The 21,546-nt window shown below is 66.2% G+C and carries 15 protein-coding genes; 6 read left to right on the forward strand and 9 right to left on the reverse strand.

What is annotated here, in order from left to right; all coding sequences use genetic code 11:
- Positions 1-5 precede the first annotated feature (5 nt).
- The 4 genes from AC07SQ_RS15625 to apaG form a co-directional block, all read right to left on the reverse strand.
- Positions 6-1,226, reverse strand: a complete 1,221-nt coding sequence (locus AC07SQ_RS15625; RefSeq protein WP_062480995.1) for a YbdK family carboxylate-amine ligase — start codon at positions 1,224-1,226, stop codon at positions 6-8.
- Positions 1,223-2,494 (reverse strand): cation:proton antiporter, encoded by a 1,272-nt coding sequence (locus tag AC07SQ_RS15630; protein WP_062480997.1) that lies wholly within the window; start codon positions 2,492-2,494, stop codon positions 1,223-1,225. Before AC07SQ_RS15630 ends, AC07SQ_RS15625 begins: the two co-directional genes overlap by 4 nt.
- Complete coding sequence (gene tlpB, locus AC07SQ_RS15635) at positions 2,491-4,464, reverse strand: transporter-like protein TlpB (RefSeq protein WP_062481011.1); 1,974 nt, start codon at positions 4,462-4,464, stop codon at positions 2,491-2,493. The genes AC07SQ_RS15630 and tlpB overlap by 4 nt, the downstream gene beginning before the upstream one ends.
- Positions 4,465-4,586: 122 nt before the next feature.
- The gene (apaG, locus tag AC07SQ_RS15640; protein ID WP_062481013.1) at positions 4,587-4,982 is read right to left on the reverse strand and encodes a Co2+/Mg2+ efflux facilitator ApaG/CorD; all 396 of its coding nucleotides are present in this window, start codon (positions 4,980-4,982) and stop codon (positions 4,587-4,589) included.
- Positions 4,983-5,042: 60 nt separating this feature from the next.
- Here apaG and rpe point away from each other — a divergent pair, with 60 nt between their 5' ends.
- Complete coding sequence (gene rpe / locus AC07SQ_RS15645) at positions 5,043-5,738, forward strand: ribulose-phosphate 3-epimerase (protein WP_062480999.1); 696 nt, start codon at positions 5,043-5,045, stop codon at positions 5,736-5,738.
- On the opposite strand, the gene AC07SQ_RS15650 is transcribed toward rpe, so the two are convergent.
- Positions 5,728-5,961, reverse strand: a complete 234-nt coding sequence (locus AC07SQ_RS15650) for a hypothetical protein (RefSeq protein WP_159273654.1) — start codon at positions 5,959-5,961, stop codon at positions 5,728-5,730. The genes rpe and AC07SQ_RS15650 overlap by 11 nt on opposite strands.
- 163 nt (positions 5,962-6,124) lie before the next feature.
- Between AC07SQ_RS15650 and AC07SQ_RS15655 the strand changes: the two genes are divergently transcribed.
- From AC07SQ_RS15655 to AC07SQ_RS15665, 3 genes are all read left to right on the forward strand, one after another.
- A complete protein-coding gene (locus AC07SQ_RS15655; RefSeq protein WP_495273141.1) occupies positions 6,125-7,117 on the forward strand; it encodes a succinylglutamate desuccinylase/aspartoacylase family protein in 993 nt (330 codons plus the stop codon).
- 157 nt (positions 7,118-7,274) lie between these two features.
- The gene (locus AC07SQ_RS15660) at positions 7,275-7,433 is read left to right on the forward strand and encodes a hypothetical protein (protein WP_167394958.1); all 159 of its coding nucleotides are present in this window, start codon (positions 7,275-7,277) and stop codon (positions 7,431-7,433) included.
- 29 nt (positions 7,434-7,462) lie between these two features.
- Positions 7,463-9,652: a catalase gene (locus tag AC07SQ_RS15665; RefSeq protein WP_495273142.1), complete on the forward strand. Its 2,190-nt coding sequence runs from the start codon at positions 7,463-7,465 to the stop codon at positions 9,650-9,652.
- Between the two features lie 572 nt (positions 9,653-10,224).
- Here AC07SQ_RS15665 and AC07SQ_RS15670 read toward each other — a convergent pair.
- From AC07SQ_RS15670 to AC07SQ_RS15685, 4 genes are read right to left on the reverse strand one after another with little or no spacing between them, the layout of a single operon-like run.
- Positions 10,225-10,950 (reverse strand): putative type VI secretion system effector, encoded by a 726-nt coding sequence (locus AC07SQ_RS15670; RefSeq protein ID WP_495273143.1) that lies wholly within the window; start codon positions 10,948-10,950, stop codon positions 10,225-10,227.
- Positions 10,947-13,721 (reverse strand): T6SS effector BTH_I2691 family protein, encoded by a 2,775-nt coding sequence (locus tag AC07SQ_RS15675; RefSeq protein WP_495273144.1) that lies wholly within the window; start codon positions 13,719-13,721, stop codon positions 10,947-10,949. Before AC07SQ_RS15675 ends, AC07SQ_RS15670 begins: the two co-directional genes overlap by 4 nt.
- Before the next feature lie 58 nt (positions 13,722-13,779).
- Positions 13,780-14,721, reverse strand: a complete 942-nt coding sequence (locus AC07SQ_RS15680) for a DUF4123 domain-containing protein (protein WP_495273145.1) — start codon at positions 14,719-14,721, stop codon at positions 13,780-13,782.
- Positions 14,722-14,732: 11 nt separating this feature from the next.
- Complete coding sequence (locus tag AC07SQ_RS15685; protein ID WP_495273146.1) at positions 14,733-17,291, reverse strand: type VI secretion system Vgr family protein; 2,559 nt, start codon at positions 17,289-17,291, stop codon at positions 14,733-14,735.
- 381 nt (positions 17,292-17,672) lie between these two features.
- On the opposite strand from AC07SQ_RS15685, the gene AC07SQ_RS15690 reads away from it, so the two are divergent.
- On the forward strand, positions 17,673-19,784 hold the full coding sequence (locus AC07SQ_RS15690; protein WP_235926900.1) for a CHAT domain-containing protein: 2,112 nt from the start codon (positions 17,673-17,675) through the stop codon (positions 19,782-19,784).
- Between the two features lie 41 nt (positions 19,785-19,825).
- Positions 19,826-21,544, forward strand: coding sequence for a ShlB/FhaC/HecB family hemolysin secretion/activation protein (locus AC07SQ_RS15695; protein WP_307697125.1), 1,719 nt, complete (start codon positions 19,826-19,828; stop codon positions 21,542-21,544).
- Positions 21,545-21,546 lie beyond the last annotated feature (2 nt).

Here is a 21,546-nt window from a genome sequence, read left to right on the forward strand (position 1 = left end):
CAACGTCAGGCCGCGCCGCGAAAGCGCAGCGAAGCCTGGCGCACCACTTCCGCCAGCAGCCGCTCCTTGCCCTGCTTCTCGCGCAGCCAGCGTGCGTCGTTGCGGTTGGCCTCGACGCTGGTGCGCAGCTCGCCCAGCGCCTGCGTGGCGTTGAGCGCCTCGCTGTGCCATTCGAGCTGGGTCATGGTCATCAGGATGTGATCGCGCAGCGGCATGTGCTGGCCGCTGGCCGGGTCGACGTACACCGCGTCCAGGCCGAAGCGGCAGGCCTGGAAACGGTTGTAGGTGTAGACGAGGTAATCGTCCTCGCTCGGCTCGAAGGGCTGCTCCTGCAGGAACCACGCGGCCAGCGACTGCACGTAGCCCGCGAGCGCGGCGGCGCGCTCGATGGTGAGCGGCGTGTCGAACACGCGGATCTCGATGGTGCCGAACTCGGGCTTGGGACGGATGTCCCAATAAAAGTCTTTCATGCTGCGCACGACGCCGGTGCGGGTCATGCGCTCGAAGTAGGCCTCGAATTCCTTCCAGCTCGTGGTGAAGGGCGCGCGGCCCGAGAGCGGGAACGCGAACACGGAATTCAGGCGCGCCGAGTCGAACTGCGTGTCCTGCCCCTGCACGAAGGGCGACGAGGCCGACAGCGCGATGAAGTGCGGGATGTAGCGCGACATGCGGTGCAGCATGAGCAGCGCCGAGTCGGCGTCGGGGCAGCCGATGTGCACGTGCTGGCCGAAGATGGTGAACTGCTTGCTCAGGTAGCCGTACAGCTCCGACAGCTCGCGAAAGCGCGGCTTGTCGTAGATGCGCCGTTCGTGCCATTGCTGGAACGCATGCGTGCCGCCGCCGACCACGGCGATGTTGAGCTTGTCGGCGTTCTTGATCAGCGCCTCGCGGATCGGCGACAGCTGCGTGATCACGTCCTGCGCCGAGTGGCAGATGTCGGTCGAGATCTCGATCATGCTCGAGGTCATCTCGGGCACCACGCTGCCGGGCAGCGGCGTCTGCGCCATCAGGCGCAGCATGTCTTCGGCATACGGCGCGAGGTCGTAGTCGTGCGTGTTCACGAGCTGCAGCTCGAGCTCCACGCCCAGCGACAGCGCCTCCGACTTGTTGAAGGGCTCGAGCTTGACGGCGCGGCTGGCCGGATCGGCGGGCAGCGGCGCAGAGCGGACGTCGTCGCTGTCCGGGTCGATCGGGAGGACGGAGGTGGGGTTGCTGTTGCTGCTCATCGCTGCGTGTCTTCCGTGGTGCTGAAGGCCTGTGGCGTCCAGGGGACCGAACTCTCGCCCACGGCGTGGATCGCCACGGTGGCGAGCACGGCGCCCATCACTTCCATCAGCAAAATCGAGGGCAGGGCGACCTGCGTGATCATGGTGCCCAGAAGCGGCGAGGCCGAGGCGAAATTGGAGGCGATCAGCAGGGCGATGGACGACAGCGGCGTCATCGCGCAGCCGACCCAGAAGGCCTGCTTCCAGCTGGCGCCGCTGCCCGGGTTGGCAATGGCCACGCCCGAGATCTTGGTGACCAGGCGCACGCCGATCACGGCCAGCACCACGCTGGCCACGGGCAGCGTCCAGTCGGCCTGCGCCGCCACCATCGACACCAGCACGAACATCAGCATGGTCAGCAGCGACGAGGCGGTGCCGAGCTGGCGCTGCCAGGCCCAGGGCTTGGGGTTGAGCGTCTTGAGCAGCACGCCGCCGATCAGCGCCGCCAGCGGCGCCGAGCCGCCGATGTGGGCCGTGAGCGCCGCGCCCGCCGCGATGATCGCCAGCAGCAGGATCGAGGTGTTCTCGCTGTTCGGGCTCATCACGCGCAGCGCCGAGCGCAGCGCCAGCGCCATGATGGCGCCGACCACGAACGACATGCCCAGCACCACCGCCACCGGGTAGAGCTTGAGCATCAGCGACTGCGGCGCGCGCTCGATCAGGCCGGCCTGCGCGTAGCCCAGCGTGAGGGCGTAGAAGGTGTTGAGCGTGGCCAGCGTCATGGCGCGTTCGGTCACCGGGCCGGCAGCGCGGGTGTCCATGATCACGCGGCTGAGCACGGCGGGCGAGGCGACGATCGCCATCAGCGCGATGGGGTTGGCCACCGGCTCGGGCAGGCCCAGAAGAATCAGAATCCAGTACACGCCGAAGTAGGTCAGCCCCGCCTCCAGCAGGCTCTGCACCAGCACCATCGGGTTGTGGCGGAACCAGCGCAGCGGCAGCCGCCCGCCCGCTTCAAACAGCACCACGGCCGCGCCCAGCTCCAGCAGGAACAGGCTGATGCCGCGCAGCGGCCAGATCGCGCCCTCGAAGCCGGCAAAGCCCACCACCGCGCCCACCACCGAATAGCCGATGACCTTCGGCATTCCCAGGTAGCGCTGCACCAGGTGGCCGGAGGCCGCGGCGGCGGCCACCAGCAGGGCCCAGAGCACGGTGGGCAGGCCGGCCGAGGGGCGCGCCCATTCGGCCCAGAAGCCCTGGAGTTCGGCGAGGAGTGCGGTCAGGTTCATGTAGGCAGGAAGAAGCTCACCGGCCGGCTGCGCCAGCGGGCCCAGATCGCGCTGCGGATGCGGGCGCGGTCACCGAGGCTCACGCTGTGCGCGCGCAGCGCCAGCCGGAAAGCGAAGTAGAAACTCACGCTCACATTGAGCGCGCCGATCACCGGGATCGCCGCAACCGCCCACCACAGGGCCGGCTGGTGCAGTGCCGGCAGCCCGATGGATGCCGCCGCGGCCGCGATCTGGCCGGCCGACAGCGTGACATGGCGCACATCCAGCCCGAGCCCGAAGAAGCCCGCGAACGCGGGCAGCAGTCCGAGCATGAGTCCCAGCGAGATGTTGGAGGCGAAGCCTGAGATGTGTGTGCGCATGAAGGCGGCCCAGCGACGGGCCCGGGCGGCACCGAGAAAGGCGCCGATGCGAGGGTTGTAACGCATGGCGGAGTCCAGGCGATGCAGGACAAAGGCGTTTTCTGTCCATCCGGCGATGATGCTGGACGAAAACAGCAGGATGCCGGTGATTGCCGCGAAAAGCACGGTCGGTCCGAGCAGCGACAGCGAATGCAGCGTGGAGGCCGCATGCGCCGCGTCCAGCAGCGGCCGGCCCAGCGCGGCCTGCCAGCCCAGCACCAGCAGGCCCACCGCCGGCACCACCAGGAGCACGTTGCCCAGCACGGCCGCCACCTGCGAGCGCACGAGGTTGGCCACCTCGTCGACGAACTGGTCCACGGCGTCGTCCGACTTGATGTCGCGCAGCCGCGCCGCCATGGCGGGCGCGGTCATGGCCGGCTGCTTGGTGGCCAGCGTGAGGTGCAGCAGCTGGATCGCCACGAAGCTGGCCGCATACATGAGGCCCGCGGCCAGCCCGCTCCAGAAGGCCGACAGGGCCAGCGCGTAGATGCCGAACTTGGCCAGCACCGTCAGCGCCGTGAAGGCGCCGCCGCCGGCGGCCTTCTTCACCATCTGCAGGTAGCTGCGGCGGTCGCGGGTGATGTAGTGCTCGCCCGTCTCGGCGCTGCGCTCGGTCACCTTGGCCGCGAGCATCGACGAGTTGGAGGCGATCAGCGCGCGGATGCTGTTGCGCTCGCCGCCCGCCAGCACCAGCTTGCCGACCAGCCGCGCCATGCTCGGCCCCGGCACGGGCGACATCAGGCAGTCGAGCAGCTCGCGGATGCGCAGCACGCGCTCGCGCAGCTGGCGCAGCCGGAACACCAGGCCGACCGAGATGCCGTTGTCTTCCAGGTGCGTGTAGACCGACGAGGCGCTGGAGCGGCAGGCATCGAGCCGGTCGCGGAAGGCCACGAAGGCGGCCTGCAGGGATTCTTCGTCGCGCGGCAGGGCGAACATCTGCTCGCGCAGCGCGTCCAGGTCGGCCATGAGGGCGTGGAAAGGGCGCGCCTCGCCCGCTTCGGGGCTGATGCGCAGCCGCAGCTCGGGCGAAAAGCCCGTGGCCACCACCTGGCTGCAGCAGTAGGTGACGGCGTCCATCACCGTGTGGCGCCAGCGCGCCGAGCCGTCGGGCATGGGCGCGGCGTCGGCCAGCAGCGCGCCGATGCGCGCGAGCTGGGTGTCGTCGAGCAGCGCGATCCAGCCGGCGTCGAACACGCCGGGCAGCACCAGCCGGAACAGGTCCGAGGCGTCGGTGGTCTCGGGCGTGCCCGGCAGTATCTTGCGGCGCATGCGTTCGCCGAACTCGCTCAGGAAGGCGGTGCGCGGCGCAAAACCGTAGTCGGCCAGCAGCGCCGTGAGGTCGACCGACTGCGTGAACGCGCGCCACCAGGCGCGCAGCCGGTCGCACAGCTCGGGGCGTGCCTCGACGGCGTCGAGCAGCAACTGCACGCGGCCGATGGCGGCCTGCGGCGAGGCACGGTCGCCGCGCAGCCAGTCGAAGAGGTTGATGAGCCAGATGTGGCGCTGCGCCACATCGGCCGTGGGGTCGAGGCCGGCAAGCAGCCCCTGCAAGTCGCGAGATGCAGCAGCCATGATGAATTCGTAACGGATCAGTGCGGGGAACACCGCGGAACCGGCTCAGCCGGGCCGCTGGTGTTGCCCCCGGCGAGGGGGAAGGAGAAGCGACACGAAGTGCGCGAAGCCTGGGGGAGTACCTAGTGCAGCACCCGGGAGACCGGGGCGCCGCCAATGTCGGCTTCGAGCACGAACATGGGAACGGGCACGTCGAAACGCTCGCCTTCTTCGGTCACCACGAAGAAGCTGCCGTGCATCGTGCCGCTGGCCGCCTGCAGGCGGCAGCCGCTGGTGTAGCGGAACGATTCGCCGGGCGCCAGCAGCGGCTGCTGGCCGATCACGCCGAGGCCCTTGACCTCCTGCGCATGGCCCGAGGCGTCGTTGATGAGCCAGTGGCGCGCGATCAATTGCGCGCCCACCGTGCCCACATTGGTGACGGTGATCGTGTAGGAGAAGGTGTAGACGTTGTCCTTGGGCGAGGACTGGTCGGCCAGGTAACGCGGTTCGACCTGTACGCTGAAGGGGCTGTGTGACATGGGGCGCATGGTAACGGAGGCCTTTCCTCGGACTTCCGTCGGCTGCGAGAATCCAGGGTTATGAGCAGCACCCCGTTCCGCATTGCGCCCTCCATTCTTTCCGCCGACTTCGCGCACCTCGGCCAGGAACTGACCGACGTGATCGCGGCCGGCGCCGACTGGATCCACTTCGACGTGATGGACAACCATTACGTGCCGAACCTGACCTTCGGCCCCATGATCTGCCAGGCCCTCAAGCCCTACGCCAAGACCGCCGACGGCACGCCCGTGCCCATCGACGTGCACCTGATGATCCAGCCGGTCGACGCGCTGGCCGCGTCTTTTGCGCAAGCGGGCGCTGACTACATCAGCTTCCACCCCGACGCATCGACCCATGTGCACCGCAGCATCCAGGCCATCAAGGCCGCGGGCTGCAAGCCCGGCCTGGTGTTCAACCCCGGCGCCGGCCTCGAGGCGCTGGACTGGGCCATCGACGACATCGACCTGATCCTCATCATGAGCGTGAACCCCGGCTTCGGCGGCCAGAGCTTCATCGACTCGGCGCTGCGCAAGATCGAGCAGGCGCGCAAGCGCATCGAGCAGAGCGGGCGCGACATCCGCCTCGAGGTGGACGGCGGCATCAAGGCCGACAACATCGCCCGCGTGGCCTCGGCCGGCGCCGACACCTTCGTGGCGGGCAGCGCGATCTTCAACGCCAAGGACTATGGCGCGGTGATCGGCGACATGCGCCAGCAGCTGGCCACCGTCAAGGCCTGACCTTGCCGTCGGCGGTGCGCTCGGGCGTGAGCCCGCGGTCGGTGTCGACCACGCCGCGTTCCACGTCCTCGTAGCCACGCCGGCCCTTCTCGGGCGGCTGGCCGTCCTGCATCACCTGGCTGTCCGACGACTGGTCGCGCTCGTGCGGCAGGCGCGGCGCCGATTCGCCGTCCTGTGCGACGCGGGTGGTGTCCTTCTTGTCCTTGCGCGGCTGCTGGGCCATCGTGTGCTCCTTCAAAGTTCGGGTCTGGCGCCAGCTTGCGCGGCGCCCCGCCACGGGGCGGTAGGACAGGCCAGGGCGCGGCTGTAGGTTTGCGCTGCGCGCCCGCCAAGCCACAGGGTCTTGCCTTTTGCGTGGCCACAGTCGCCTCCGCATAATCGCCCGCATGTCCACCCCGCTTTTCGACGACGCCGCGACCGCCACCGACAGCCTGCGCCTGCATGCGTTCGCGTCGCTGAACCCGGGCCCGCGCCTGCTCGTGATCGGCGGGGTGCACGGCGACGAGACCTGCGGCACCGAGGGCATCGCGCGCGTGCTGGCCGAGTTCGATGCCGGCGACTTGCGCCTGCTGCGCGGCGAACTCACGCTCGTGCCCGTGGCCAACCCGCTCGCACGGCGGCGCCTGCAGCGCGAGGGCCAGCGCAACCTCAACCGCCTGTTCCGGCCGAGCGAGACGCCGGCCGACTACGAGGCCCGCATCACCAACCGGCTGGCCCCCGTCATCGCGCGCCACGACGTGCTGCTCGACCTGCATTCCTTCCAGAGCGAGGGCGAGGCCTTCGCCATGATCGGCCCGCGCGACAACAGCGGCAGCCTCGAACCCTTTGCGCGCGCGCAGGAAGAAGGCCGGCTCGCGCTGCACATCGGCACGCCCATCGTCGTCGAGGGCTGGCTCGACATCTACGCCGCCGGCCTCGCGCAGCGCGGCGCCGCCGTCGACGAGGCCGCCATCGACTTCGGCCGCGGCACCAACGAGTACATCCGCAGCTGCGGCGGCTACGGCGTCACGCTCGAATGCGGTCAGCACCAGGACCCGCAGGCGCCCGAGGTGGCGTGGGCGGCCATCCGCCGCATGCTCGCGCTGCTGGGCATGGCGGCGCTGCCGCCGGGCCTGTCGGCCGCGCCTCCGCAGCCGCCCCAGTTGCTGCGCCTGGCGAGCGTGACCGACCGCCTGCACGAGGACGACAGCTTCGTGCGCGACTGGGCCACCTTCGACCCCGTGCAGCGCGGCGAACCCGTGGGCATGCGGCACGACGGCACGCTGGTCAGCGCGCCCGACGACGGCTTCATCGTGTTCCCGAACGCGATGGCGCTGCCGGGCGCCGAGTGGTTCTACTTCGCGCGGCCCAGCGAGCGCGTGCTCGACCCGGGCGCCTGAGGCTCGCGCCTGTCGGCGCCCTCCTACCGGGGACGCCCACCTTCTCCCACAGACGGGGAGGGGCGGCCACTACGGCCCGCGCACCGGGCCCCACCTAAGCTTCCCCTTTGCGGATTTTCCGGCGCGCGGCCCCGCTTCTCTCGGAGGGAAAAACATCATGGAAATCTCGGCACTGTTCGATTCGCTCATGGGCACCTGGGGCGACGACATCCTGATCTGGGCGGTGGCTGCCGTGACCGCCTGCATCGGCCTGATCGCCGTGGTGAACGTGCTCGACATCTTCATCGGCAGCGGCAACAGCAACGAGGCCGGCTGAGCCGACCCGCATCGATGCCCAGAACCCCGATGTCCCCCCAGAACAAGGCCGCCGCAGGCCGCCGCGCCAGCACCGCCAAGACCGGTGACGGCGCCAACGCCAAGCAGCTGCAGCTCGAAGGTTTCACCACCGAGCACCCCACGCACCTGACGACCAACCAGGGCCTGCAGGTTCCCGACAACCACAACTCGCTCAAGGCGGGCGTGCGCGGGCCGACGCTGCTCGAAGACTTCATCCTGCGCGAGAAGATCACGCACTTCGACCACGAGCGCATTCCCGAGCGCGCCGTGCATGCGCGCGGCTCGGCGGCGCACGGCTACTTCCAGGTCTACCAGTCGATGTCGCAGTACACCTGCGCCGACTTCCTGCAGGACCCCGATGCGAAGACGCCCGTGTTCGTGCGCTTTTCCACCGTGGCCGGCTCGCGCGGCTCGGCCGACACCGTGCGCGACGTGCGCGGCTTCGCCGTCAAGTTCTACACGCGCGAGGGCAACTACGACCTCGTGGGCAACAACATCCCCGTGTTCTTCATCCAGGACGCGATGAAGTTCCCCGACCTCATCCACGCCGTGAAGCCCGAGCCGCACCACGAGATGCCGCAGGCCGCGAGTGCGCACGACACCTTCTGGGACTTCGTCTCGCTCATGCCCGAGAGCACCCACATGCTGATGTGGGCCATGAGCGACCGCGCCATTCCGCGCAGCCTTCGCATGATGGAAGGCTTCGGCGTCCACACCTTCCGCTTCGTCAATGCGCGCGGCGAGAGCCACTTCGTGAAGTTCCACTGGAAGCCCAAGCTCGGCGTGCACGGCCTCGTGTGGGACGAGGCACAGAAGATCGCCGGCAAGGACCCCGACTTCCACCGCCGCGACCTCTGGGAGGCCATCGAGCAGGGCCACTTTCCCGAGTGGGAACTCGGCGTGCAGCTCATCGCGCCCGACAAGGCCGAGTCGCTGGGCTTCGACCTGCTCGACCCGACCAAGCTGATCCCCGAAGAGATGGTGCCCGTGCAGCGCATCGGCAAGCTGGTGCTCAACCGCAACCCCGACAACTTCTTCGCCGAGACCGAGCAGGTGGCCTTCCACCCGGGCCACGTCGTGCCCGGCATCGACTTCAGCAACGACCCGCTGCTGCAGGGGCGCCTGTTCAGCTACACCGACACGCAGATCTCGCGCCTGGGCGGCGCCAACTTCCACGAGCTGCCGATCAACAAGGCCGTGTGCCCGTTCCACAACATGCAGCGCGACGGCATGCACCGCCAGACCATCGCGCGCGGCCAGGTCGCCTACGAGCCCAACACGCTGGGCAGCGGCACCGAGTTCCGCGTGGACGGCGGCAGCCACGGCTTCCAGTCGTTCCCCGAAGAGATCGAGTCGCCGAAGGTGCGGCGCCGCAGCCCGTCGTTCGACGACCACTTCACGCAGGCGCGCCTGTTCTTCAACAGCCAGAGCATGGCCGAGAAGGAGCACATCGTCGCGGCCTTCCGCTTCGAACTCTCGAAGCTCGAAGTGCCCGCGATCCGCCAGCGCATGGTCGACAACCTCGCGCACGTGGATGAAAAGCTCGCGCGCCGCGTGGCCGAGCCGCTGGGCATCGGCGAGCCCGACGCGAAAGCGGCGGCGGGGTACTCGGGCTTTCGCGAACACCGCATCGAACTGCCCATCGACGAATCGCCCGCGCTGCGCATGAGCGACGGCAGCGCCGACGGTGTGGTGCGCACGCGCAAGGTCGCGATCCTCGTGGCCGACGGCGTCGACTCGGCCTCGCTGAAGCCCATCCGCGACGCGCTCGAACAGGTGGGCGTGCTGTGCAAGGTGGTGGGCCCGAAGCTCGGCACCGTGGCCAGTGCGTCGAAGCGCCAGATCGACGTCGACATGACCTTCACGAACACCGCCTCGGTGCTGTTCGACGCCGTGCTCGTGCCTGCAGGCGCCGAGGGCGCCGCCGCGCTCGCGGCGCAGGGCGATGCCGTGCACTTTGTGCTCGAGGCCTACAAACATTGCAAGGCGATCTGCGCGGTGGGCGAGGGTGTGCAGCTGCTGTCGACGCTCGGCGTCACGCCCGAGGGCGAGGCACCGGCCGGCGTGGTGGTGGCCGAAACGCCTGTCACGAACCTGGGCGACGCCACGGCGGCGACGCAGATCGCGCACGACTTCATTGCGGCGATCGCGAAGCACCGGCATTGGGATCGCGCCAATATCGATGTGGTGCCGGCGTAAGGATTCTCGGCGCGGCCCTGATGTGTTGGGTATCAGGGGGCTTAGGACCGTCTGATCGAATCGTAAATTGGTTGGATGGCAGGAGGTGCGCGTTCGCCTCCTGTGTTCGCGAGCCTTGTATTGGGCATCTGCCTCTGACCTTGGCTCTATCCGCGACATCTTCGTCATGTCGCTGGGCCTGTCAGAACCATGCCATTGCACTTACCGCTTCGCTTTTTGCGCGCCGCTGTCGTCCTTGGTCGAACTGGACACTGCGATGATCGTGGCGTCCTCGGTGGGCCCTTCTTGCGAAGCTGTCCTTCGTTAGCCAGATGGGCGTTGACTTGCCTGAAGATGACCTTGGCCAGGTTGCTGGTCTCCAGCAAATGGCGGGAGCTCAGGATCGTCGTTTTGTCGGGAATCAACTCCAGTTCCCATGTAGCGCGCTCGTTGGTTGAAACACCCCACCTATCAAGATGAGTGTGGCCATCCGGTGGCAGTCACCAGCTTCCTTCTCTTTGTTGAGCGACACAAAATCCGGCACTACCCAATCCCCGAAGCTACCGCACCCGATGGCCCATCAACCGCGCGGATCAGTAGTGAAAAAAGAACGTGCCCAACTCACCGGAATCATTGCTTTTGCGTTGAATTTTCGTTGATCTGATCAAGTCAATGCTGCTCGGATTGAGCCAGCCGAGCGTCGTGAAAATTCTTTCGGCCAATCGAGCGAACGGCATCCATTTGCGTGCCAAATCGAACGTCAAAATGCCGATGACGAAATATGAAATGGCAATGCCATAGCCTATTCCCTCGCTCAGTGCGCGTAGATAGTCGCGAAATCCGACCACTGGATAGGCGAGTAGCAGTATGAAGATTCCAAAAAATGTCGAGCAGATGAGCCACCACTTGAGGGCATTCTTCACATGCTTGGTACGCCCTCGAGAGCAGTGCGGGTAGAGCGCGATGATGCGGTCTGATGGGCGCGCAATTCCCGCGGCTTCGTAGTGATCGCCTTTCCACTCGGCAATGACCTCTACTTCGTCGCCTTGTTCAAACGGGCTGCGCCATACCCAGCCCTTTACGGGTTGCTCGGATAGATCGAATTCGACGTAATCTGCGTCTTCTGTGGTGCTCATCGCACTGCTCGCAGTTGCGATTGCAGGACCGCTTAAGCCAACAACGGCCGCCGCAATGGCGGTCACACCCATCGCGTTTTGGTCACTGTCGGTAAAGACGAAGCAGGCCTCAGCACGAGTCACTTTGTAGTTGCTGATAACGCCCGTCAGCTTCACGAGCCGTGATTGCATTGCTGCGTTCATTGCAGACCCATCTCAATCAAGCTCTCACGAAGTTTTCTGTCTTGCTCCTCTGCTGTTCTGTACCCACCTGTACTTCGCTTTCTCCCGAAAGCCGAATGGTCGATCCATTCCTCCAACGCATCAGGAGTGATCCACCAGATGATGATTTGCATGCCGAAAAGCACCATGGTGAATTTCCAGCCGATGGCCATGCCCAAAATGCGAAGTCCGATGAAGGCTGCACTGCGGGTGCCAACTGCTTTCACCGTTGTGCCGCCGCCGGCGCGGGTAATCAGGCGTTTAACCAGCGGTGCCGAATAGGTGAAGGTGACCGATAGGGACAAGGCGCCTGCAATCAATCCAGTGCCTCCCTTGAATAAATACATATTCGACAACAAGTAATACCCCTTTTCCCTGTTGTTAGAGGCCTCGTACAAATCGATTCCCCCGCCAATGAACGTCGCCCCTCCACTCAACAGCCCACCCCATAGCTTCAACCCCTGATAGGTCCAAGAGGCCGCTCCCATTCCCGCCATGTTCTTGGCTGCCACGGTAGCAATATCAAACAATGCACTGGTGATCGACATACCTGAAGCCAGCAAACTCAACCAGCTCTTGGCATCGTTCTTAGCCTTGCAGTCCGCGATGAGCTTTGCGAAGTTCACACCCTCGATCAGGCCCACCACCAGCGCCAGCCTCGCGTCCTTGTTTGCACTGGCCACTGCCGCGGCTTTCCCTGGCGTACTTGTGTCGGCTTTGAACTTTTGCCACGCAGCCTCCATGTTCTCGGACTGCGCGGTCCGGATGGCAGGCGTATCTGCCGCCATGAAGGTGCGTCCGATCCGCAAGCGTTTCAGAGTTTCAGCGCGCTTCAGTTCATCTCCCTGGGCCTGCGCCATGATCAGATTGGCCGAGTCCGCGGGATTCACGAAGGCTCGGATGCCGAAGATGTGCTGGATGATCTTTTCGCTCGCATAGTCGGCAAGTTTGTCGATGCGAAAGTGGCTGAAAACCGCATCGCCTACGGTGATTGCAAACTTGTCGGTGCTGCGCATGTTCAGCGATTTGATTCTTGCGCCAAAAGCGAAAGAGCCTGCTTCCGAGGCAGCCTTGGTGTTCCCGTCTAAGACGCCCTGCGCTTTCTTATAAGTATCGGCAAAGGCCTTAAGGCTTTTGGCCATGTAGCCTGTGACCACCAGTGCGTTTGCCTGAGTCTGTTGGGACTTGTGTCGCTCGGCTTCAGCCAGCGTGGCATCGAGATCGGTGCGGGCTATGTCCTGATTCAAAGCCACGACCCGCCACAACAGGTTCGTCTCCATGCTGGACTTGGCTTCCTTGACCCATTCCTCGATTTTCTTCTTGCCCACCTTGCAGGATCCGATGCCGAAGATCGATTCGGCGATGGCCTCCTCGAACAGGAAACCGTCTTCCACGTTCTGGCCGTGATAGTCGTTCAGCGTGTCGAGAAAAAGCCTGGCTTCCAGCCAATGGATGAGGGGTTGGGTGCGCCGCTCGACCACTGCAGCGGCCTCGATCTGGAATGCGTCGAGCTTGCCTTTGAAGAGGTCGAGTGCGCGGGTGTCGAGCCGGGGCCTGTACTTGGGCCAGGCCGCCGCAATATGCGATTTCTTGAAATCCTGGGCTCCCAAGTCGCTCGTGGCAACCTGTTGCTGGCGTTCCGCCAGGGCTTCGGCCAGTTCCTTGCGCGCCCACGCGTCGTTGGGGTTGGCATGGAGCAAGGCGCGGGCACGGTCTTCGCGAGCGCTGGTGGGAGGCAAACTGCGAACTTGTGCAATTCGCTGCTCGGAGAAGTCGGTCGCCTGTTGCTCCAGTGCTTTCTGAAGACCGTCATAGGTGTTGAGTGCGGAGATTTGCAGCTCTCGCTCATCCCCATATTTCTTGATCCACCCCGCCGCGTCATTTCGAAACCCATTGAGCTCGTGCGCGATGCCAATGGCATCCCACAGCGCAAGGACATGCGGCATGCCGGGCTTGCCGCTCGCGGCTCGGGCGCGGCCCTGCATGTGGTTGACCGTTGTCTCGGCCAAGCTGACGTGTGTCTTCTCATCGAAGCGGAAGGCCCACGGGTAGCGCGTGCTCATCTGCACCAGCTGGTAGGCTTGGTAGCCGCCGTCCTCGCCGGTGCTGATGTCATGCAGACCTTTGGCTACGTTCCAGTCTCCCGCATGCGGCAGCACGTGGGTGTTCATGGCCGGGGCGTATTCGAGCACCTTCTCCAGAGCATCTGCCGCCGCGATGGCCCCATGGCCATGCTTGGCTCCCTCGATCATCTGGGCCGGATGGATCGTCTGCATCCGCGCATTGCGCAGCTTGGTGTTGCGGGTGTATTCGTCGACGGTCTCCTCGCTCCATTTGTCCTGACTGAAGGCGATCCAGGTGGGGCCGCATTTTTCGGGCTTCTCGATGACGAGGTAATGCACGCCTACGGCGACATGGGAGTGGTTTGCGCACAGCAGCCGGGGGCCCAGATAAGGCTTGGCGGCCAGCGTGGACGGTTGCAGCGTCAGGCTGCCATCCTGGCAGACGCTGTAGCACTCCCAGTATTTTTTTCCGCGTGCGTGCTTTTCGTAGAACAGGTAGATGAAGCCGGTGCGTACGGTGCGCATCGCATACTTGAAATCTGTTCCGACATCGACCGACTTGACGCGATCCCCGTTTGCCCATGAAGGCAGACCGGGATTCACTTTCTCAGGCACCACCGTGTAGCGCACTGGCAAGATGGGCAAGCCGGTCATCTTGCATTGATTGCATGAACCAGGGGCAACGGACATATCGCGGAACCTCTCTCTTTCTCTGTGTTTTCGACGGGCATTGCTTGGGCAACCGACTTCAGGAGGCCTCGGGCGCAGGCGCTTCCCTGGCGATGCGCCGCCAGTCCCCTGGTTGGAGGTCGGCCACCACGTCGCCGAAGTAGTCCCCCGGCTTGCGCATGCGGAGTCGGGTGGTCAGCAGCGAATGAAAGTCGAAACGGGGATGCACGGCGAGCGCACAGAGACCGTAGGACGCCAGGTCGGCGGCATCGTCGAACCCCAATCTCTTGCCCCGCTGAATGGCCGCGAGTGCGGTGTTGCAAGCGGGGCGAAGTTGATTCGGATGACGCACTTCGCCCCATTCACGCAAAGCCAGATTCAAGGACTCGATGCAATCGATGGCCGCCCACTGTTCGGTGCTCAGATCAAGGTCTGAGCTGATTGCTTGCTCGTTGGTGGCCAGACGCTGAAGCTCTCCCGCCGGGTTCAGCAGATAGAAGCACTCGATAGGGCCAAGCAACGCTGTCCGCTGCGCGAGATGCAGCCATCGCCACACGTGCCAGAGCACCGCCGGGTCTTGCAGGCGAAGCCACATGTCGCGGCCCGACGGGTGGTGCTGAACCATGATCCTCCCGAGGTGCAAGGCCACGTCGTCCGGCGATGCATTGCTGGCCAGCCAGCCACCGATGCGACGCCCGTCGCCTTGTTGGAGCACATGGGGGGGCAGCTCGATGTACGCATCTCGTACGCTGTGGGCCAGGAGCAACGCGTCGGCGTTGACATTGGGGTCGAGCCCAGTGAGTACTGGGTAGTGCACCGGATCGACATTGGGATGCGCGATGGGCACTGGATGGTGCGGACCTTCCGCATAGCGCTCCCAAGGCGTTTCGTCGGTGTCCACGGGACGCAGCGTCGGGTCGAGCAACAAGAAGCACTGGGAGTCAGCGCTCTTGGTCGAAAGGTCTTGCAGCAGCTCGTGCGCCGACCGGATGGAGGCGTCTTGCGTCGAGGTATCAGACATTGAAAGCAGCCTCAGTCGAGCGCTACGGCGCCGCGCTGATTGGCGGCGGCGAATCTGACGGAGGGGTCGCAGCCTTGATACGTTGAAGTCGGAAGCTGACCTTCGGCTTTCTTGGAGGCTGGCCCTTGATACGAGTGCACGCTCGCGTGCTCAACCCATGTACCGGGCGTCTTGTGCGTGACGCCTGCACTGGTGTAGACGCTGTAGCTGCCTCCGCCGCCCAGTTCCAGCTGCTCCTTGGCCATGATGCTGATCGTGTTGGCGCTCAGCTTGATATCGAGCTTGGCCAGGACGTTGATGTTCTTCTCCAACGCAACGACGTCGATGTTGTTCTTGGCCGCCACCAGCTTGATGACCGAGTCGTAGGCATAAAGCCGGATCGCCTCCTTGACACTCACCAGGAAACTCTTTGCAGCTGCGATGCTGGTGTGCCCACCACTGGTGAGCGCGTTGTGCTCGAAGCTGGCGATGTGCGTGGATTGCGCCGTGCTGGTCTGGATGCCAGCCGGGCTGGCAAGCACCAGATGCGGCTCGGCCAACTCCGGGAAGTTGCCGTTGCCCACCGAGCCCGAGCCTTTGATGGCGTCGTTCTGTGCCTTGAGGGCCTTGGTGACCTCATCCTGATCGCCCTTGACGTGCGCCTGGGCTTGCTGAGCCGATTCGGACAGGCTCTCGTGCTGATCGCGCCCGGTAGTGAGTCGGGCCAGGGTCTCCCCAAGGTCCTTGGCGTGTTCAGCGGCGTTGCCGCGCGGCTCGGTGGTGATGAGCAAGCCATCCTGTGCCCGCAGGACGCCGTGGCCGTCGGTGCGCAGTTCAAAACCCTCTCCCCTCGGGTCCTTGCGTCCGGCGTTGTCTTCGATGCGGGTGATGAACCCAAGGCTCAGTTGGCTATGCTGATGATCGCTCTTGAGCTGCGCCTGGATCTTCCCAGCCGTGTCGTCCAGGGCCAGGTGGTTGCTGCGCCCGGCTGCGCTGTTGCCGCCCTCCTCGGTCAACTCCCGGCTCCTGAATCCTGAGAGGGCCTGCTGACCGGGCAAGGCCCACGGCGGCAGGTTTGCCTGGTTGTAAGCCCGCCCGGTACAGATCGGCAAATCGGGATCGCCGCCCAGGAAGTCAACGATGACCTCCTGACCGATGCGCGGAAGCTGGATGCCGCCCAGTTGATTGCCCGCCCACGGCGAGCTGACGCGGATCCAGCAGGTGCTGTGTTGGTCCTTGTTTCCGATGCGATCCCACGGAAACTGCACCTTGATGCGACCCAACTCATCGGTCCAGATGTTCTGGCCGGTGGGACCGACCACCAACGCGGACTGCGGGCCACGCGTGAAGGGCTTGGCTTGGGTGAGCACAGGGCGCAGCGGCTCGGCCATCGGGTGCGCCGTGAAGTCAACCTCCACCTTCCAGTGCTGCTTCCGGCCAGGTATGGCATCCGGGACCTGGCTGTCCTGCGCGACGTCTTCGACCAGGAAGCGGGTCTCCAGGATCAGGTACTCGGCATTGGCCTTCTGGCGCGGGTGCTTGACCAATTGAAAGGAGCAGCCGGGCACCATGCCGCGCAGATTGCCGCTGGCCCGAGCCCTCGATCCATGGGTGCGCAGGGCCTGCATGCGCAGGAGTGCCAGCTGGCGTCCTTCACCTTGCGGGTCGTTCGTGCCAGCCGGGCCGGCACGAGGCTGCACGTAGTGGCTTCCGCCCGCGCTGCCCTCGTGCCATTGATACACCTCCCCGTCCGCCTGCCCGGTCGCACGCGGCTCGCTGCGCCCGATGCTCAGGTCGGCCTTCGGGCGCGTGTAGTCGTAGTCTCGGCTCGCATACCGCCCACTCGTGAGCTGGTGGTGAGGCACGAAGCTGTGGATGTACTCGGCATCGACCTTCCAGCCCGATGCGTGGTATTCGACCTCTTGGTACGCGGCGCTGTCGTTCTTCTTGTAGGCGCCCATGTTGTCGATGAGCACAAGGCGGTGCTTGTCAGCGCTGTGCTCGAAGAAGTAGCTGATGCCCCACTCCTGGCACAGGCGGCTGAAGAAGTCGAAGTCGCTCTCGTTGTACTGGGTCTGGAAATCGCGTGGCGGGTAGGCTTCGATCAGGCGTTTGTCGACGGGGAAGTCGTAGTCGGCAAGGAGTTCATCCAGGATCTGGACAACAGTCTTGTCCTGGTAGATCTTGCAATCGACGGACAGGGTGGCAAGGTGCAGCCACGGGCGCAGCGTGAGCTTGTATTGCACATGGCGGCCTTCTTCGCCCCACAGGGCCGCGTCGGTGATAAGGGCGTTGATCTGGCGCGCACCAGCCCCGACGTGATCGACCGAGGCACCGACAGCGCCGGCAATGAATTGACCCGCGCCGTCGAGCTGAATGTTGCAGGAGATCTCGCGGCCGATGAAGCTGTCGAGATCAAAATCGGCTGCCTCGCTCGCACCCAGATTCAGGGCGTCAGGGGTCTTGAGGAACAGGTCGTATGCAAAGAGACCATTCAAGCCCTCATGCCCCGACAGTCGCACGGGCTCCAGTGCAGCCTGACCAAGAACAACAGGGATCGCAGCAGAAGAGACAGACAGCGTGCGCGGCATCGGCGACTTCCTTGGGAGGAAAACAGGTCGCGCAGTTTGCGAGTCGCCTCGCGATCACACTGATAACAATGGTCATCCAAACCATCGCCCCGTTTTGCGAAATCGACGCGGATGCGCAATAGGTGACGGACTTGGCATTTGAGCTTTCTCCCAGGGAGGCACGCTCGCTAGTCCATTTGCGCTAGACCGTATTGCGAATAGGCGAGGTGAACACCCGCTCCTAGACTTTCCCACGAGGCCTGAACGGCGCGCACTCCCGCGGCGTCGAGCGTTCGCGGCAGCGAGTGCATGGGTCGAGGGGGTTCAATGGCGTGGTTTTCGAGATGGGGATGTGCGCATCCGGCGCGTCGCCGTGCCGGTCTTGCCGGTGCGGTCGGCCTGGTGGGTGTGCTGCTTCTGGGCCCCGGCGGTCCTTCGGCGCTGGCACAACGTCCCGCGCCACCACCTGCAACTCCCGCCGCTGCGGCGGGCGGCCCGAATGCCGAGGCCGCGGCCGACCGCATGGCGCAGGCGCGGCTGGCCGACACCGACACGCTGCTTGCCCTGACCAGCGAAGGCGCGGTGCTCTATGGGCAGGACGCGGTCAAGCTCTCGGGCTATCAGTACTGCAGCCAGGCGGTCGCGCTGGCCGAGGCGGGCGAGTTCCGCCAGAGCGTGCGCGCCGCGAGCAAGGCGCTGCACCTGGCCAACGCCACCAGCGACCCGAACCTGCGCGCCGTGGCCAACCGCGACCTGGCGATCGTCTACAGCTACTCGGGCCAGCTCGAGAAGGCCGAGGAGTTCGCACGCGAAGCGCTGCGCCACCCCGCGCGCGACCCCAAGCTGGTGGTCGGCCCGGTGCAGAAGGTGATCGGCGACGTGCGCACGCGGCGCGGCGACTTCGCCGGCGCGGTGCTCAGCTACGACGAGGCACTGGCCAACAGCTCGCCGCGCTATGCGCCGCTGGTGCAGGCCTCGCTGGTCAACGCGCTCATCGAATCGGGTGACGCGGCACGCGCACGCCAGGTGCTCGGCGACATGGCCGAGCCGCGCGAAGCGCCGCTGGCCGCGCAGCTCGAACGCACACGCGCCCGCCTGCTGCTGGCCGAGAACAAGCCGGCCGAGGCACGCGACAAGTACCGCGCGCTCACCACGCGCCAGGTCGGCACCGACACCGCCTACTACCGGCTCTGGGCCTGGGACGGCGTGGCGCGCAGCGAACTCGCGCTGGGCCAGAAGCAGGCCGCCGCCGAGGCCGCGGGCCGCGCGCTGGCCGACGTCGACCAGGTGCGCGCGCGCTTTCGAAGCGAAGAAGTGAAGATGGGCCTGTTCTCCGACCTGCAGTCGGTGTTCGAACGTGGCGTGGCGGTGTACAGCGAAGCGGGCGATCCGCAGCGCGCCTTCGAGGTCAGCGAGCACAGCCGCTCGCGCGCGCTGCTCGATGCGGTGCGCGGCCGCGCCAAGCTCAGCGAGTCGTCGGCCGGCACGGTCGGCGTGGCGGCGCTGCAGCGCACGCTGGCGGCCGACGAGCGTGTGGTGCAGTACCACGCGCTGCCCGACCGCCTGATGGTCTGGGTCGTCGGGCCGGACAGCATCGTCGAAAAGCGCATCGCGGTGAAGCGCGACGAACTCACCGAACTCGTCGAGACCTTTCGCAACTCGATCGTGCGCGGTCGCCGCGCGGCCATCACGAACGCCGACAAGCTCGGTGCCGCGCTGCTCGGCCCGTTGGGTCTGGCACCGGGCCAGCGTGTGGTGGTGGTGCCGCACGGGCCGCTGCACTACCTGCCGTTCCAGGCGCTGCGCCTGGATGGGCGCTACCTCATCGAGACGCACCCGGTGTCGGTGGCGCCGTCGATCAGCATCGCGGTGCAGCTGGCGCAGCGCACGCCGCGCGTGAACGCGTCGCTCACGGCCTTCGGCAATCCGCGCATCGAGGACAAGTACGACCTGCCGGGCGCCGAGACCGAGGTGAAGCAGCTCGCGCAGCTCTTCCCGCGCAACACGGTGTACATGGGCGCGGCCGCCACCAAGACGCAGTTCCGTGACGTGGCCTCGCGCTCGCCGCTGATGCACGTGGCGGCGCACGCGGAGGCCGACGAGGTCGATCCGCTGTACTCGCGCATCCTGCTGGCCAACGAAGGCGGCAAGCAGAACTTTCTCGAGGCGCACGAGATCCTGGCGCTGCCGATGGACGGCACGGCGCTGGTCACGCTCTCGGCCTGCGAGTCGGGCCTGGGGCGCATCGCGCAGGGCGACGAGGTGCTGGGCTTCACGCGCTCGTTCCTCTCGGCCGGCAGCTCCAGCCTCATCGCCTCGCTGTGGCCCGTGTCGGACGACGCCACCGCCGTGCTCATGGGCACGCTCTATGGCGAGCTCGCCAAAGGGCGCGACATCCAGAAGGCGATGCAGGCCGGGCAATTGGCCGTGCTGAAGGACCCCAAGATGTCCCACCCCTTCTTCTGGGCGCCGTTCAACCTCATCGGCAACTGGCGCCTCACGGTGGGGAGCTGACCATGTCTTCGCCACGCTCCCTCCTGCAAAGAAGCACTGCCATGGCCCCTGCGATCCGCCTTCGTCCTCGGCCGACGCCGATCGCCATCGCGGCGACTGCACTCGTCGGCGCCACGCTGTGGGTCGCCATGCCCCGCGCCCATGCGCAGGAAGCCACCACCTTGCTGCCCACCAAGGACCCGTGTGGCAGTTGCGACCGCCCCGTGGCGCAGGCCACCGGCGCCGTCGCGCCGCAAACCCTGCCCGCGCCGCCACAGCGCGCCGCCGCGGGCAGCTTCAAGCTCACCGACTTGCGCCTGAACGGCGTGAAGGCGCTGAGCAACGAAGAGCTGCAGACCATCACCGCGCCCTACATCGGCCGCGACGTCACGCTCGGCGACCTCGAGGGCCTCGCGCAGGCCATCACCACGCGCTACAAGGAGCGCGGCTACTTCCTCGCGCAGGCGGTGGTGCCGGTGCAGACCGTGCGTGACGGCATCGTCGAGATCAGCATCATCGAAGGCCGGCTCGGCAAGGTCGACGTGCTGGTCGCGCCCGAGGCGCCGATCAGCGAGGCGCGCGTGCGCGGCTTCCTGGCGGCGCTGCAGCCGGGCGAGGCGGTGAACGCGCCGGCCTACGAGCGCGCGATGCTGCTGCTGTCGGACCAGCCCGGCCTCAAGGTGTCGTCCAGCCTGCAGGAAGGCGCGCAGGCCGGCACCACCGACCTGTCGGTCGAGGTCGAGGCCGGCGCGCGCTGGGCGTTCTCGGCCGAGGCCGACAACCACGGCACCAAGGAGGCGGGGCGCTACCGCGTGGGCGGCACGGCGCGCTGGCTCAGCCCCTTCGGCATCGGCGACAACCTCGATGCGCGCCTGCTGCTGTCCAACAGCAACGCGCTGCAGTACGGCCGCGTGGCCTACGAGGCACCGCTGGGCACCAGCGGCCTGCGCGCGGGCATCGGCATCTCGCGCGTGAGCTACGACCTGGGCGGCAAGTTCGTCGACCTCGACGCGCGCGGCCGTGCCGACGTGCTCGACGTGTCGCTCAACTACCCGCTGATCCGCCAGCGCCAGCAGAACCTGTTCCTGCGCCTCACGGCCGACGTCAAGGACCTCACCGACGAGCTGCGCGGCGTCGACTTCACGGCCAAGAAACGCGTGCAGGGCTTCGGCATCGGCTGGGCCTGGGAGCGGCGCGACGAGGTGCTGGGCGGTGGCTACTGGGCCAGCTCGGGCACGCTGTACCACGGCGACCTGTCGATCCGCGACGCGCAGAGCTTCCAGTCCGACCAGCAGTTCGGCGGGCGCCACACCGAAGGCGGCTTCACCAAGCTGAGCTTCCAGGTGTCGCGGCTGCAGGCCATCGTGCCGCGCCACTCGCTGTACTTCTCGGTCGGCGGGCAGTGGGCCAGCAAGAACCTCGACGCCTCGGAAAAACTCGCGCTCGGCGGCGCGCGCGCGGTGCGCGCCTACCCCTCGGGCGAACTGCTGGTGGACCAGGGCCTGATCGGCACCTTCGAATACCGCTGGGCCGCCACCGACGAGATCACGCCCTACCTGTTCTACGACGCGGCGCGCGGACGCATCGCGCGCCATCCCTCGCCCTTCGACGGCGAGAACACCCACAGCCTGCGCGGCTACGGCATCGGCCTGAGCTGGTCGCGCCCGGGCAACTTCTCGATCAACGCCACGCTCGCCTGGCGCGCCGGCACACCGCCCGCGCAGACCGACGGCGGCGGGCGCAACCCGCGGCTGTACGTGCAGCTGCAGAAGGCGTTCTGACC

Source organism: Variovorax sp. GW821-FHT06D12, assembly GCF_059419205.1.